This is a genomic window from Pseudoduganella plicata (genome assembly GCF_004421005.1).
GTDB classification, from domain to species: domain Bacteria; phylum Pseudomonadota; class Gammaproteobacteria; order Burkholderiales; family Burkholderiaceae_D; genus Rugamonas; species Rugamonas plicata.
Window position 1 is genome coordinate 4,560,997 of record NZ_CP038026.1, and the last position, 13,606, is coordinate 4,574,602.

Consider the following 13,606-nt stretch of genomic DNA (forward strand, 5'->3'; position numbering starts at 1 on the left):
TTTATAACCACTCGGCTCCTCAACCACTGACTATTACGCGCACGTGACCTTACGATTTGTTCGACTCCTGGCATGCCAGCTGCTGCTGATGCTGGCCTGTGCGCTGCCGGGGCCGGCACGCGCCGCCGAAGAGACCGTGGAGATCACCCGGGCATACATCGAAGCGGCGGAAGAAGGCTACCGCCTGTCGGCCGCCTACTCGTTCGATCTGAATCACGGCCTGGAGGACGCGTTGCAATATGGCGTCCAGCTGTACTTCACCACCCAGATTTCCTTTACGCGGCCGCGCTGGTACTGGTTCGACGAGAAAGCCGTCACCAACAAGCGCACCCACCGTATCTGGTACGACGTGCTGACGCGCCAGTACCATGTGACGATCCTGGGCAGCGTGTCGCAGAACTTCGCCTCCCTCGACGATGCGCTGTTCTTCATCCGGCGCCCGACGCGCTGGGTGGTGGCGCCGCGCGGCGCGCTGAAGGTCGGCGAGGTGTACAACGTCACCGTCAGCATGGGCATGGACCGAAACTATCTGCCCAAGCCGATCCAGGTGAGCGCCTTCAACAACAGCGAATGGACGCTGGCCTCGCAGAAGAAAACCTTCCAGTACAGGGCCGAGTAAGTGACCCAGGCATTGCGGTATCTGTTCGTTGTCGCGGGAGCCATCTGCAGCATCCTGCTGTTCCTGCTCGCCTCCGCCTCCGACAACTCCGGCTTCTTCGACCGCTATTACTCCTGGCTGCTGGCGATGAACGCCACCGTGGCCTTCGCACTGCTGGCACTGGTTGCCGTCTCGCTGTTCCGGCTGTACTCACGCTACAAGAGCGGCAAGTTCGGCTCACGGCTGATGACGCGGCTCGTGATGCTGTTTGCCGCCATCGGCGTGCTGCCCGGGCTTGTCATCTTCCTCGTCTCCGTGCAGTTCGTCTCGCATTCGATCGAATCGTGGTTCAACGTGCGCGTCGAGGAAGCACTGGAGGCCGGCCTGGATCTGGGGCGCTCAGCGCTGGATGCGTCGCTGACGGAACTGCGCGCGAACGCCGAGCGCACGGCGGACGAGCTGGCCGCGCAGCCTTTCTATGCGGCGCCCGCCGAACTGGCGCGCTTCGTCAAGACGCATCCACGGGTGCAGAGCGCCATCATCGTCGATGGCGACGGCGGCCTGATCGTCTCGGCGATGGGCGAGCGCCGCATCAACCTGTCGGCCGACCTGCCCACGGCAGCCATGCTGGCCAAGGCGCAGTCCGACCCGCCGTACGCCGTGCCCGAAGGCGGCAGCGAGCTGCGCGACGAGACGGCCAATACGACGGGCCCGCAGATGCCGGACCCGAACAACGCCCTGCGCCTGCGCGTGCTGTTGCCCATCCCCGATGCCAGCACGGGCACGCGTTTCGCGCCGCGCTACCTGCAGGTGATCCAGGCAGCATCGCCGCGCCTGGCGGCCGATGGCGAGACCCTGCGCACCGCCTACAGCGAATACAAGGAGCGCTTCGTGGCCCGGGTAGGGCTGCGGCGCATGTACATCGAGACGCTGACATTGACGTTGCTGCTGGCGGTGTTCGGCGCCATCGCCGCCGCGTTCCTGATCGCCAACGACCTGGCGCAGCCGCTGCTGCTGCTGGCAGAAGGCACGCGCGCCGTGGCCGAGGGCGACCTGTCGCCACGCCCGATCGTGGCCAGCTCGGACGAACTGGGCACGCTGACGCAAAGCTTCAATACGATGACGCGCCAGCTGTCCGAGGCGCGCACGGCCGTCGAACGCAACCGCCTGGCGCTGCAGAACGCCAAGGCCCACCTGGAATCGGTGCTGGCCAATATGTCGGCCGGCGTGATGGTGCTCGATGCGGAGTTCCGCCTCGTCACCTGCAACGATTCGGTCGAACGCATCCTGCAGAAGACGGGCGTGTCACTGGTCGGCAAACCTCTGGCCGAAGTCGACGGCATGCACGAATTCGCCGGCGCCGTCACCGCGGCCTTCTCGGCACAGAGCGCGCAGTCGGCGGCCGGGCGCAACGCGCAGCGCCTGCACTGGCAGCGCCAGCTCGAGATTTCGCGCCCGGGCGGCGGGCCGGACGAAAACGCGCTGATCCTGCTGACGCGCGGCTCGCGCCTGCCGCAGGAAGGCGGCGGCGGCTACATCGTCGTGTTCGACGACATCACCGACGTGATCTCGGCCCAGCGTTCGATCGCCTGGGGCGAGGTGGCGCGCCGGCTGGCGCACGAGATCAAGAACCCGCTCACGCCGATACAGCTGTCGGCCGAGCGGCTGCAGATGAAGCTGGAAGACAAGCTCGATAAAAAGGACGTCGAGCTTCTGAACAAGAGCACCAGCACGATCGTCAACCAGGTCAGCGCGATGAAGCGCATGGTCGACGATTTCCGCGACTATGCCCGCACGCCGCCGGCGCAGCTGCTGCCGCTGGATCTGAATGCGCTGGTCGAAGAGATTCTCCACCTGTACGTGGGAGACGAGGGCAACGACATCATCCACGCCCACCTGGCGCCGTTCCTGCCGATGGTGATGGGCGACGAGACGCAGATGCGCCAGGTGATCCACAACCTGCTGCAGAATGCGCAGGATGCCCTGGCGGACATGCCGAACCAGCCGCACGCGCCGCGCATCGACGTGGTGACGGAAGCGATTCATTACCAGAGCGCCGATGGCGGCACGCGCATTGCGGTGCGGCTGTCGATCGCGGACAATGGTCCCGGCTTTGCGCCGAAAATCCTGGCGCGTGCATTCGAACCTTACGTCACGTCGAAAGCGCGCGGCACGGGATTGGGACTGGCAATGGTGAAGAAAATCATCGACGAGCATGGTGGGCGGATCGATATCCAGAACCATGCCGATGGAAGTGGCGCTTCGGTACTGATTTTACTGTTAAAGTTGGCACCGGTGCAGTTGGCATAATATTCGGAACACTAATAAAATCATTGTCGCGAGGGCAGCAGTTTTACCTGTTTTTTTATTCCATTCCCAAAAGCATTAATGGGTGCGCAGGTGAGGCAAGCCGTCCGAAGGGCCAAGTGAGAAGAGGGCAGGGTAGATGGCAAACATTCTGGTAGTAGATGATGAAATGGGCATCCGGGAACTCCTCTCGGAAATCCTGGGCGACGAGGGACATGCGGTCACGCTGGCGGAAAACGCCCAGCAGGCCCGCCAGGCCCGCGCCGCCGGTGCGCCCGACCTGGTCCTGCTCGACATCTGGATGCCGGATACGGACGGTGTCACACTGCTGAAGGAATGGCAGCGCGACGGCCTGCTGACAATGCCGGTCATTATGATGTCCGGCCATGCCACGATCGATACGGCCGTCGAGGCCACCCGCATCGGCGCATTGAATTTCCTGGAAAAGCCGATCGCCATGCAGAAGCTGCTCAAGGCGGTGCAGGCCGGGCTGACCCGTGCCCAGGAAGTCGTGCGTGCGCCCGTGATTGCGCAACGCCCCGCGGCGCTGCCGCCGGTGGAAGAGGCGGCGCCGCCCACGTTCGGGGCCCCGCCGGCACCGCCCCCGGGCGCGCATGGCATCGCCATGTCGCGCGGCAGCGGCGAAGGCCATACGTTCAACCTGTCGTTCGACCTGCCGCTGCGTGAAGCGCGTGACGCGTTCGAGCGCATGTATTTCGAGCACCACCTGGGCCGCGAAGGCGGCAGCATGACGCGGGTGGCCGAAAAGACGGGCCTGGAACGGACCCACCTGTACCGCAAGCTGAAGCAGTTGGGCGTCGAGCCCGGCAAGCTGGCGAAGAAGAACCAGCAGGTCTGAACGCTTCCATCATGACCTGCACCACCCCGGCCGCGCCGCCGCGGCCGGGGCTTCCCACCACCCTCGTCACGGGCGCGCGCGCAATCGACCGCGAGCGTGCCATCGCCGCGCTGCTGCAGCCTAGTGTCGACACGGCCGTCATCATCGAAGGGCTGGCCGACCCGAATACGCCCCTGGCAGATGCTGAGGGCAACGCTGCAGGCCCCACGCTGCTGCGTATCGCGCCCGGTTGCCTTTGCTGCGCCGGCAATCTGGTCTTGCGTGTTACATTGAATCGTCTCTTGCGCCGCCCGCCAGCGCGACTCTTTATCAGCCTGGCCGACGCCACTCATGTGGGACAGCTGCGCGCCCTTCTGTCAGCCCAGCCCTACGACAGCCTGCTGTCCCTCTATGACGACGTCACGGCGTGATGGCCTCAGGTTCTGTGCCGGATTTCTGAAGCTCTTGAAAAGAATCCGTACAGCCCCACTTCGAAACTGAACGCGAAACCCAGCCCGGTTTCGCACCCTGCAGAGAAGGAAGCGATATGAACCTCATTTATAACAGCGAGCAGTACAGCGTCGTCGAATTCGGGCCAGATCGTGAACTCGAAGCCCTGCGTTTCGGCGGCTACGAAATTGTCGACAAAGGCGGCAAGCGGGAAATCTTCATCGCCGGCCAGCTGGCGCAGAACTTCCGCCGCGACGTCAACCAGCTCATCGCCAACGAGCCCACGATGGAGGAGATCGACGAGTTTCTCGGCAGTTATGACTCCCTGATGAGTCAGCCGGTGCTGCTGCATTAATTTGCGCAACAAACTGCCTCGCGGGGCAGGGCCGGCGTTCGCCGCGGGGGCGGCGACCGTGATATGGTGACGGTCGGGTAGACCATTTTCACGCAGACCATGTGCCAACTTCTGGGAATGAACTGCAATGTGCCGACCGACATTGTGTTCAGCTTTACCGGCTTCGCCATGCGCGGTGGCCGCACCGATACCCACCACGATGGCTGGGGCATCGCTTTCTTCGAAGGCGCCGGCGTGCGCCATTTCGTCGACCACCAGGCCGCGGTCGATTCGCCGGTCGCCACCCTTATCAAGACTTATCCGATCAAGTCGCGCAACGTCATCGCCCATATCCGCAAGGCCACGCAGGGCGAGGTCGCGCTGGAGAACTGTCACCCGTTCGTACGCGAGCTGTGGGGGCGCTACTGGGTCTTTGCCCACAACGGCGACCTGAAAGCGTTCGACCCGGCTCTCGATGGCGCGTTCCGCCCCGTCGGCAGCACCGACAGCGAACGCGCCTTCTGCTGGCTGCTGCAGCAATTGCGGCGCCGCTTTGGCGATACGCGGCCCGGCAGCCGTGAGCTGGCGGCCGAACTTGCCATACTGGTGCGCGACATCGCCGCCCACGGCACCTTCAATATGATGCTGTCCGACGGTACCGCCCTGTTTGCGCACTGTTCGACCAGCCTGCATTACCTCGTGCGCCAGCACCCGTTCGACACGGCCATCCTGTCCGATGAGGACGTGCGGGTCGATTTCTCCCAAGTGACGACGCCGAACGACAGGGTCGCCATCATCGTCACGCAGCCGTTGACCGCTAACGAACGCTGGACGGCTTTCCAGCCGGGCGAGCTGCTGTGCTTTGTCGACGGGCTTCCGCATGGGGCTTAGGGAAAATATATTTTTGCAGGGAAACTCACCGTTTTCCGTCGATTGATGTCAAAATGGCAGGATAACCAGGACGCACGCCATGATTGATCTTTCCAGTTCCGACTCTTCCCGCAATCTGCGCGTCCGCGAGTTCTATCTGGGACGCCAGCCGATCCTGGACCGCAACCAGGCGCTGGTCGGTTACGAACTGCTGTTCCGCAACGCACCCGTCGGACCGGCGCAGATCGATACTTCGGCCCTGTCGGCCACCGCCGCCGTCATCGCGCATGCCTCGCAGCTGGGCCTGGAGCGGGTCATCGGCGAGTCGCTGGCGTTCGTCAACGTCGATGCCGATGCAATCCTGAGCGATATCTTCGGCTTCCTGCCGCGCGAGAAGACGGTGCTGGAGATTGTCGAGACGATGCAGGCGACGCCGCCCGTGCTGGCGCGCATGTCGGACCTGGCCAGCCACGGCTTCCGTTTTGCCCTGGTGGACGTGCGCGGCGAAACGGCGCAGATGCAGGCCATGCTGCCGATGATCGAATACGTCAAGATGAGCATGCGCACGACCTCGGCGGACACGCTGGCGCGCACGGTGCCGCGCCTGAAACGCGACGCCAAGAAGCTGATCGCGGAAAAGGTCGAGACGCGCCAGGAGTTTCAGGACTGCCTGGACCTGGGCTTCGACCTGTTCCAGGGATTCTATTTCGCCCGTCCCGTCATCATGAGCGGCAAGAAGCTGACGCCGTCGCAGGTGGCGCTGCTGGAGCTGATGAAGCTCGTGACGTCGGATGCCGACAATCCGGACATCGAACGTGCCATCAAGCGCGACGTGTCGCTCGCACTGAACCTGATCCGCCTCGTCAACACGCCGGCCGTGGGCGCGCGCCAGCGCATCGATTCGCTGAGCCAGGCCGTGACGATGCTGGGCCGGCGCCAGTTGCAGCGCTGGCTGCAGATCATGCTGTACGCCGAGCCGGGCAAGCGCGCAACGAGCATGACACCGCTGCTGCTGCTGGCAACGACACGTGGCCGTCTGCTGGAACTGATGGCGCAAAAGCTGCGGCCGGCGCACCGCCACGTGGCCGATATCGCCTTCACCGTCGGCATCATGTCGTTGATGGACACGCTGTTCGGCATCCAGATGGCGGAGATCCTGACGCAGATTCCCGTCAGCGAGGAAGTATCGGATGCGCTGCTGTACCGGGCCGGCTTCTTCGGCGACCTGCTGAAACTGGCCGAATCGATCGAACGGATGGATGGCGAGGAAGTGATCATCCCCGCCCTGGCCGATCTCGCCATGTCGACCCACGAGCTGGTCGAACTGGAGATGGCCGCGTTCGAGTGGAGCGACAGCGTGGTGCGCTACGCGGTCTGATCGCGCGGCGCCTCCACTGCCTTCACCCCTTATCGAGCAGCGCCGACGTTTCGTTCACCAGCGCGGTCATCAGCGAGCGCGCATCGCGGTGCCGGAGCAGCGCTGCGGACTGGCCGCACCACAGTGACATCAGGTCGCCGCGCTCCTGCTCGGCGGCCGCTTTTTTCAACGCTCCCATGAACCAGTTCTGCACCGGATACCCCGGCAGCCGATCGGCGTGCGGCTGCAACTCGCGCATCAGCCGGTTCTCGATCCCACGTGCCAGCCTGCCGCTGAAGACCCGCGTCAGACCCGTGTGGCGGGCGTCAGGGCTGAACAGCAGGCCGCGATGAGCCGGATTGGCGTTCGACTCTTCGCATGCGAGAAACGCGGTGCCGATCTGTACCGCGTGTGCGCCCAGCGTCAGTGCGGCCGCGATACCGCGCGCGTCCGCGATGCCACCGGCGGCGATCACGGGGATGCGCACGGCATCGGCCACCTGCGGAACGAGCGAGAAGGTGCCCGACAGCGACTCGTCGGCGCCGCGCAGGAACGAGACACGGTGCCCGCCAGCTTCGGAGCCGGTTGCCACGACCATATCCACCCCAGCCTTCTCCAGGGCGATGGCCTCGTCCACGGTCGTTGCCGCGCCGAGTGTGACGATGCCCAGCTCGCGGCAGCGCGCCAGCACCTCAGGCGACGCAATGCCGAAGACAAAGCTGAACACCGCGGGACGCGCTGCCAGCACCGCCTCGATCTGCTCCGCGTATCGCGGGGCGAACCGTTCCGGACGCGGCGGCATTGCCAGCCCCAGCTCCGTGAAGTACGGCTGCAACAACGCCGCATTGCGGGCAAATTGCGCGTCATCGATGCGCGGGTCGTCGGCATCGTCCAGCGGTATCCATAAATTCAGTGCGAACGGGCGCGACGTGCGCGCACGAATGCGCCCGGCGACATCGCGAATGCCCGCAGCGCCGAGGTGATGGACGCCGAACGAACCAAGGCCCCCGCTTTCGCTGACGGCCACGACCAGTTCGACCGATGAAATGCCGCCGCCGAACGGTCCCTGGACGATGGGCGCCGCCAGGCCGAGGCGGCGCGTCACTTCAGTATCTTTCCACATGGCTCAGGTCTCCGCCGCCAGCGCTGCCTGCACGGCCGGGCGTGACGCTATGCGCTCGAGGTAAGCCTGCAAGGGTTCGAGGTCGGACAGGTCGAGGCCGACGTGCTTGCCCCAGCCGGCGACGGTAAACAGGTAGGCATCGGCCGCCGTGAAGCCGTCGCCCGTCAGGCTCGCCTTGTCTTGCAGCTGCTGCGAGACCCAGCCGAATTTCTTGCGCAGCAGGGCGACGAAAACCGCCTTGGCCGCCGCGTCCAGCGCGGGATTGAACAAGGGACTGAACGACTTGTGCAGCTCGGAGGTGATGTAGCCCTGCCACTCCATCACGCGGTAGCGGGCAATCGTTCCGGCGGCCGGCATCAGGTCTTCGCGGCCGCTGTGGTCCGCGATGTATTGCGCGATGACGGGTCCCTCGGTCAGGCGCTGGCCGTCATCGAGTTCCAGGACCGGCACGTATCCTTTCGGATTGATGGTGTAGAAGTCTGTTCCGTCCTGCGTCTGGTGCTTGCCTGTGTTGACTTTCACGAGCGTGTGCGGCAGGCCGGTTTCTTTCAGCAGGATATGCGGCGCGAGCGAGCAGGCGCCAGGCGCGAAATACAGTTTCATCGTGTTCTCCGTTGGTTCGTGCCGCCGATACCGGACGGTATCGAATGTGGCCGATTGTGCGATTCACAATATGGGGTAGTCTACGCACGCATTTGTCGAAGATAAATGCCCAGCCGTGAGATTTATCCGATACACCATGTAATCAATCCACAGAAACATGAGACGACATTTCGAGGATGTCCTGGTCGGCAGCATCGAGCTGTTCTGCGCCGCTGCCGAATACCGGAGTTTTACCGCCGCCGCCAGTGCCGTCGGCGTAACGCCCGCCGCCGTGAGCCGCTCCGTTTCGCGGCTGGAAGCACGGCTGGGCGCGCGGCTGTTCGTGCGCACCACGCGGCAGATCAGCCTGACGGAAGACGGGCGCCGCTATTTCGAGCAATGCCGCCAGGCGCTGGGGCAGCTGATCGATGCGGAGCGGGCGATCGCTGGCCTGCAGGACCGGCCATCCGGCGTACTGCGGATCAGCGTGCCGACGACGTACGGCCACCACCGGGTACTGCCGCTGCTCCCGGCATTTCGGGCGCGGTATCCCGAGGTCAGGGTCGATCTGCACATCAGCAACCGCAATATCGACTTTGTCGACGAAGGGTATGACCTCGCCATCCGCGCGCGCGCGCCTGCCGACTCCAGCTTCGTCGCCCGCAAGCTGGAGGACGCCGAGCTCGTTGTCGTGGCCGCGCCCGGCTATCTCGCGCGTAACGGCCTTCCCGATTCAGTGGCGTCGCTGGCGCAGCACGACTGCATCAACTTCGTGTTGCCAAGTACCGGCCGGCCGATTCCATGGCTGCTGCGCGAAGACGGCAAAGTAGTGGAGGTGGCGCCGACCGGCAACTACTGCCTGTACGAAGACGTCCTGGCCGGGGTGACATTGGCGCGCAGCGGCGCCGGCCTGTTCCAGGCCTACCGGTTCACGCTCGAGGCGGAGTTACGCAACAACGCACTGGTCGAAGTGCTGGCCGCGCATGGTGGCTGTTCGCGGCCGTTCTCAGTGCTGTATCCGCACGGGCGGCACCTGGCGCCGAAAGTGCGGGCGTTTGTGGATTTTCTGGTAGAGGCGTTGCGCCAGGAAGGTCGGGGACAGGCACCTGGTTCAGGGTCTTCGACCCTGAAATAGGTGCCTGTCCCCAGCGGATCAGAGGTTTGGCGCCAGCCAGCTTTCCAGCTGCGCCTTCGCCACGCCCCGCCGGGTGGCCATGTCGTTCAGCTGGTCCTCGTTGATCTTCCCGACCGTGAAGTATTTCGACTGCGGATGGGCGAAGTAGAAGCCTGCGACTGCGGCGCCCGGGAACATCGCGAACGACTCCGTCAGTTCCATGCCGATTTCCTCGGCGTTCAATACGCGGAACAGGTCCGCCTTGACGGTGTGCTCGGGGCAGGCGGGGTAGCCCGGTGCAGGCCGGATGCCGCGGTATTCTTCTTTGATGAGCGCTTCGTTCGACAGCGTTTCGTCGGCGGCATAGCCCCACAGGTCCTTGCGCACCCTTTCGTGCAAATACTCGGCAAACGCTTCGGCCAGACGGTCCGCCAGGGATTTCAGCATGATCGACGAGTAGTCGTCGTGCGCGTCTTCAAAGCGCTTTTCGTATTTCTCGATGCCCAGGCCGGCCGTCACGGCAAACATGCCGATATAGTCCTTGATGCCCGAATCCTTCGGCGCGATGAAGTCGGCCAGGCACTGGTTCGGGCGCTGCACGCCGTCGATGACGGGTTTCACGCCCTGCTGGCGCAGGCCATAGTACGTGAAGGCCACTTCGGTGCGCGTGTCGTCCGTGTAGACCTCGATGTCGTCGTCGCCCACACTGTTGGCGGGCAGCAGCGCGACGGCGCCGTTGGCCGTCAGCCAGCGGCCCTCGATCAGGCGCTTCAGCAGTGCCTGGCCTTCCTCGAACACCTTGGTGGCCGCTTCGCCCACCACTTCATCCGTCAGGATGGCGGGGTAGGGGCCGGCCAGATCCCACGTCTGGAAGAACGGGCCCCAGTCGATGTACTGCGCCAGCAGCGCCAGGTCCACGTTGCGGAACAGGCGACGGCCGATGAACTTCGGTTTGACGGGCGCGAACTCCAGTTTCGCCTTGTTGGCGCGCGCGGCCGCCAGCGTGACCGTCGGCAGCGCCTTCTTGTTGGCGTGCTGCTCGCGGATGCGGGCGTAGTCGTGCTCCACTTCTTCGATGTACCTGTCGCGCGCTTCCGGCGTCAGCAGCGACTGCGCGACCGAGACGGAGCGCGACGCATCGGGCACGTAGACCACAGGCCCTTCATAGTTGTGGGCGATCTTCACGGCCGTGTGGGCACGGCTCGTCGTGGCGCCGCCGATCAGCAGCGGAATCTTCAGCATGCGGAAATGCGGGTCGCGCTGCATCTCTTTCGCCACGTGCGCCATCTCTTCCAGCGACGGCGTGATCAGGCCGGACAGGCCGATGATGTCGGCGTTTTCCAGCTTGGCACGCGCCAGGATCTCCGAGGCAGGCACCATCACGCCCATGTTCACCACTTCGAAGTTATTACACTGCAGGACCACGGAGACGATGTTCTTGCCGATGTCGTGCACGTCGCCCTTCACCGTGGCGATGACGATCTTGCCCTTCGGTTTGGCGACGATGCCCGTGCGGCGTTCCTCTTCGGCCTTTTCTTCCTCGATATACGGAATCAGGTGGGCGACGGCCTGCTTCATCACGCGGGCCGACTTGACCACCTGCGGCAGGAACATCTTGCCCTGGCCGAACAGGTCGCCGACGACGTTCATGCCGTCCATCAGCGGACCTTCGATGACGTTGATGGGGCGACCGCCGTTGTGCAGCAGCTCCTGGCGCGCTTCTTCCGTGTCTTCCACGATCCACTGCGTGATGCCGTGCACCAGCGCATGCGACAGGCGCTGCTGCACGGTGCCCTTGCGCCATTCGAGGTTCGCCGTTTCCGTCTTGCCGCCGGCCTTCAGTGTGCCGGCGATCTCGATCATGCGTTCCGTCGCGTCGTCGCGGCGGTTCAGCACCACGTCCTCCACGCGCTCGCGCAGTTCCGCCGGCAGGTCGTCGTAGACGCCGACCATGCCCGCGTTGACGATGCCCATCGTCATGCCGGCCTTGATCGCGTGGTACAGGAACACGGTGTGGATCGCCTCGCGCGCCGGGTCGTTGCCGCGGAACGAGAACGACACGTTCGACACGCCGCCGGAAATCTTCGCGTGCGGCAGGTTGTCCTTGATCCAGCGCGTGGCGTTGATGAAGTCCACCGCGTAGTTGTTGTGCTCCTCGATGCCGGTGGCGATCGCGAAGATGTTCGGGTCGAAGATGATGTCCTCTGCCGGGAAGCCCACGGTTTCGGTCAGCACCTTGTAGGCGCGCGCGCAGATCTCGATCTTGCGCTCGTACGTGTCGGCCTGGCCCTGCTCGTCGAAGGCCATGACGATGACGGCGGCGCCGTAGCGGCGGCACAGGCGCGCCTGACGCAGGAACTCTTCCTCGCCTTCCTTCAGCGAGATCGAGTTGACGATCGACTTGCCCTGCACGCATTTCAGGCCCGCTTCGATGACGGACCATTTCGACGAGTCGATCATGATCGGCACGCGCGAGATGTCCGGCTCGGAAGCGATCAGGTTCAGGAAGCGCGTCATCGCGGCCTGGGAGTCCAGCATCGCCTCGTCCATGTTGATGTCGATGACCTGGGCGCCGTTCTCGACCTGCTGGCGGGCCACCGACAGCGCCTCGTCGTACTGCTCGTTCAGGATCATGCGCGCGAAGGCTTTCGAGCCCGTCACGTTGGTGCGCTCGCCCACGTTGACGAACAGCGAGTCGTCATCGATCGTGAACGGCTCCAGGCCGGACAGGCGCTGCGCCACCGGCACGTGCGGCAGGGCGCGCGGCTTGACGTCCTGCAGCAGCGCCGCAATCGCGCCAATGTGGTCGGGCGTGGTGCCGCAGCAGCCGCCGGCCATATTGATGAAGCCCGCCTCGGCGAATTCGCGCAGCAGGGCCGAGGTGTCGGCCGGCAGTTCGTCGAAGCCCGTGTCGCTCATCGGATTAGGCAGGCCCGCGTTCGGGTAGATACAGACGAACGTATCGGCGATCTGCGACAGCTCCTCTGCGTACGGGCGCATCAGCGCCGCGCCCAGAGCGCAGTTCAGGCCAATGGTCAGCGGCTTGGCATGGCGCACCGAGTTCCAGAATGCGGGCACCGTCTGGCCGGACAGGATGCGGCCGGAGGCGTCGGTGACGGTTCCTGAAATCATCAGTGGCAGGCGCTCGATGTCCGGATGCTCGTCGAAATACTGGTCGATGGCGAACAGCGCGGCCTTGCAGTTCAGTGTGTCGAAAATGGTTTCGACCAGCAGCACGTCGACGCCGCCGTCCATCAGCCCGCGCACCTGTTCGTAATAGCCCGCGACCAGCTGGTCGAAGGTGACGTTGCGGGCCGCCGGGTCATTGACGTCCGGCGAGATCGATGCCGTCTTCGGTGTCGGGCCCAGGGCGCCGGCGACAAAGCGCGGCTTCTCAAGCGTGCTGTACTTGCTGGTGGAGGCGCGAGCCAGCTTGGCCGCCTGCACGTTCATTTCGTAGGCCAGGTGGCCCATGTGGTAATCGTCCTGGGCGATGCTGGTGGCGCCGAAGGTGTTCGTTTCAATCAGGTCGGCGCCGGCCGCCAGGTAGCGCTCGTGGATTTCCTGGATCACGTGCGGCTGCGTCAGCGTCAGCAGTTCGTTATTCCCTTTGACGAACAGCTCGCGCGCGCCGCTGCCAACGGGCGCGGCAAAGTCGATGAAGCGCCCCTGCGGACCGCCGCGGTAGGCCACTTCGTCGAGCTTGTACTGCTGGATGATCGTGCCCATCGCGCCGTCCAGGAACATGATCCGGCGCGACAGGATGTCGCGCAGCTGGGCTTCGGTCCGGGAGGCGGGGCGGGTGGCGGGCTTGTTCATGGATGTCAGTCGGCGTACGGGGAGGGGCTTAAGATTATACGGCAAAGCCGTATTCCACTCGGCCATGGGGCTGCGCCAGCGTCGTTTTTCGACGGTTTCGTGCGCATTTTCAGGGAATTGGAGGTCCCCGGAGGCGACGGGCAGGCCGTCTGTATGAGGTGCAGCAGAAAATGAGGTGCAGCAGAGAAGAGAGCGCAAGAGCCTGCCAGTCGCG

At 64.4% G+C, this 13,606-nt stretch carries 11 protein-coding genes; 8 read left to right on the forward strand and 3 right to left on the reverse strand.

Features of this window, described 5'->3' with window-relative positions; genetic code table 11:
* Positions 1-43 precede the first annotated feature (43 nt).
* The 7 genes from E1742_RS20160 to E1742_RS20190 all read left to right on the forward strand — a co-directional run bounded on the left by E1742_RS20160 (position 44) and on the right by E1742_RS20190 (position 6,775).
* Positions 44-619, forward strand: coding sequence for a DUF4390 domain-containing protein (locus E1742_RS20160; protein ID WP_229466132.1), 576 nt, complete (start codon positions 44-46; stop codon positions 617-619).
* Positions 620-2,908 carry a sensor histidine kinase gene (locus tag E1742_RS20165; protein ID WP_134386931.1) on the forward strand — a complete coding sequence of 763 codons (2,289 nt, stop codon included), beginning with the start codon at positions 620-622 and terminating at the stop codon, positions 2,906-2,908.
* Positions 2,909-3,044: 136 nt separating this feature from the next.
* A complete protein-coding gene (locus E1742_RS20170; RefSeq protein WP_134386932.1) occupies positions 3,045-3,764 on the forward strand; it encodes a response regulator in 720 nt (239 codons plus the stop codon).
* An 11-nt stretch (positions 3,765-3,775) separates the two neighbouring features.
* Complete coding sequence (locus tag E1742_RS20175) at positions 3,776-4,174, forward strand: GTPase (RefSeq protein WP_134386933.1); 399 nt, start codon at positions 3,776-3,778, stop codon at positions 4,172-4,174.
* Positions 4,175-4,290: 116 nt separating this feature from the next.
* Positions 4,291-4,548: a BTH_I0359 family protein gene (locus tag E1742_RS20180; RefSeq protein WP_134386934.1), complete on the forward strand. Its 258-nt coding sequence runs from the start codon at positions 4,291-4,293 to the stop codon at positions 4,546-4,548.
* 99 nt (positions 4,549-4,647) lie between these two features.
* Positions 4,648-5,418: a class II glutamine amidotransferase gene (locus tag E1742_RS20185; protein ID WP_134386935.1), complete on the forward strand. Its 771-nt coding sequence runs from the start codon at positions 4,648-4,650 to the stop codon at positions 5,416-5,418.
* A gap of 79 nt (positions 5,419-5,497) precedes the next feature.
* Entirely contained in the window at positions 5,498-6,775 is a 1,278-nt protein-coding gene (locus tag E1742_RS20190; RefSeq protein WP_134386936.1) for an EAL and HDOD domain-containing protein, read from the forward strand.
* 22 nt (positions 6,776-6,797) lie between these two features.
* Here the strand turns inward: E1742_RS20190 and E1742_RS20195 are convergent, their stop codons facing one another.
* Both E1742_RS20195 and gstA read right to left on the reverse strand, forming a co-directional pair.
* A complete protein-coding gene (locus E1742_RS20195) occupies positions 6,798-7,877 on the reverse strand; it encodes an NAD(P)H-dependent flavin oxidoreductase (protein ID WP_134386937.1) in 1,080 nt (359 codons plus the stop codon).
* Between the two features lie 3 nt (positions 7,878-7,880).
* Positions 7,881-8,480 (reverse strand): glutathione transferase GstA, encoded by a 600-nt coding sequence (gene gstA / locus E1742_RS20200; protein WP_134386938.1) that lies wholly within the window; start codon positions 8,478-8,480, stop codon positions 7,881-7,883.
* Between the two features lie 157 nt (positions 8,481-8,637).
* On the opposite strand from gstA, the gene E1742_RS20205 reads away from it, so the two are divergent.
* Positions 8,638-9,594 carry a LysR family transcriptional regulator gene (locus E1742_RS20205; protein ID WP_134386939.1) on the forward strand — a complete coding sequence of 319 codons (957 nt, stop codon included), beginning with the start codon at positions 8,638-8,640 and terminating at the stop codon, positions 9,592-9,594.
* Between the two features lie 18 nt (positions 9,595-9,612).
* Here E1742_RS20205 and metH read toward each other — a convergent pair whose 3' ends face one another.
* Entirely contained in the window at positions 9,613-13,392 is a 3,780-nt protein-coding gene (gene metH / locus E1742_RS20210) for a methionine synthase (protein ID WP_134386940.1), read from the reverse strand.
* Between the last annotated feature and the right edge of the window lie 214 nt (positions 13,393-13,606).

Bases quoted from the DNA above. Each gene is read 5' to 3' on its own strand.
- E1742_RS20170 (WP_134386932.1), top strand. From the start codon at position 3,045: ATGGCAAACATTCTGGTAGTAGATGATGAAATGGGCATCCGGGAACTC.
- E1742_RS20175 (WP_134386933.1), top strand. From the start codon at position 3,776: ATGACCTGCACCACCCCGGCCGCGCCGCCGCGGCCGGGGCTTCCCACC.
- E1742_RS20180 (WP_134386934.1), top strand. From the start codon at position 4,291: ATGAACCTCATTTATAACAGCGAGCAGTACAGCGTCGTCGAATTCGGG.
- E1742_RS20185 (WP_134386935.1), top strand. From the start codon at position 4,648: ATGTGCCAACTTCTGGGAATGAACTGCAATGTGCCGACCGACATTGTG.
- E1742_RS20190 (WP_134386936.1), top strand. From the start codon at position 5,498: ATGATTGATCTTTCCAGTTCCGACTCTTCCCGCAATCTGCGCGTCCGC.
- E1742_RS20195 (WP_134386937.1), bottom strand. From the start codon at position 7,877: ATGTGGAAAGATACTGAAGTGACGCGCCGCCTCGGCCTGGCGGCGCCC.
- gstA (WP_134386938.1), bottom strand. From the start codon at position 8,480: ATGAAACTGTATTTCGCGCCTGGCGCCTGCTCGCTCGCGCCGCATATC.
- E1742_RS20205 (WP_134386939.1), top strand. From the start codon at position 8,638: ATGAGACGACATTTCGAGGATGTCCTGGTCGGCAGCATCGAGCTGTTC.
- metH (WP_134386940.1), bottom strand. From the start codon at position 13,392: ATGAACAAGCCCGCCACCCGCCCCGCCTCCCGGACCGAAGCCCAGCTG.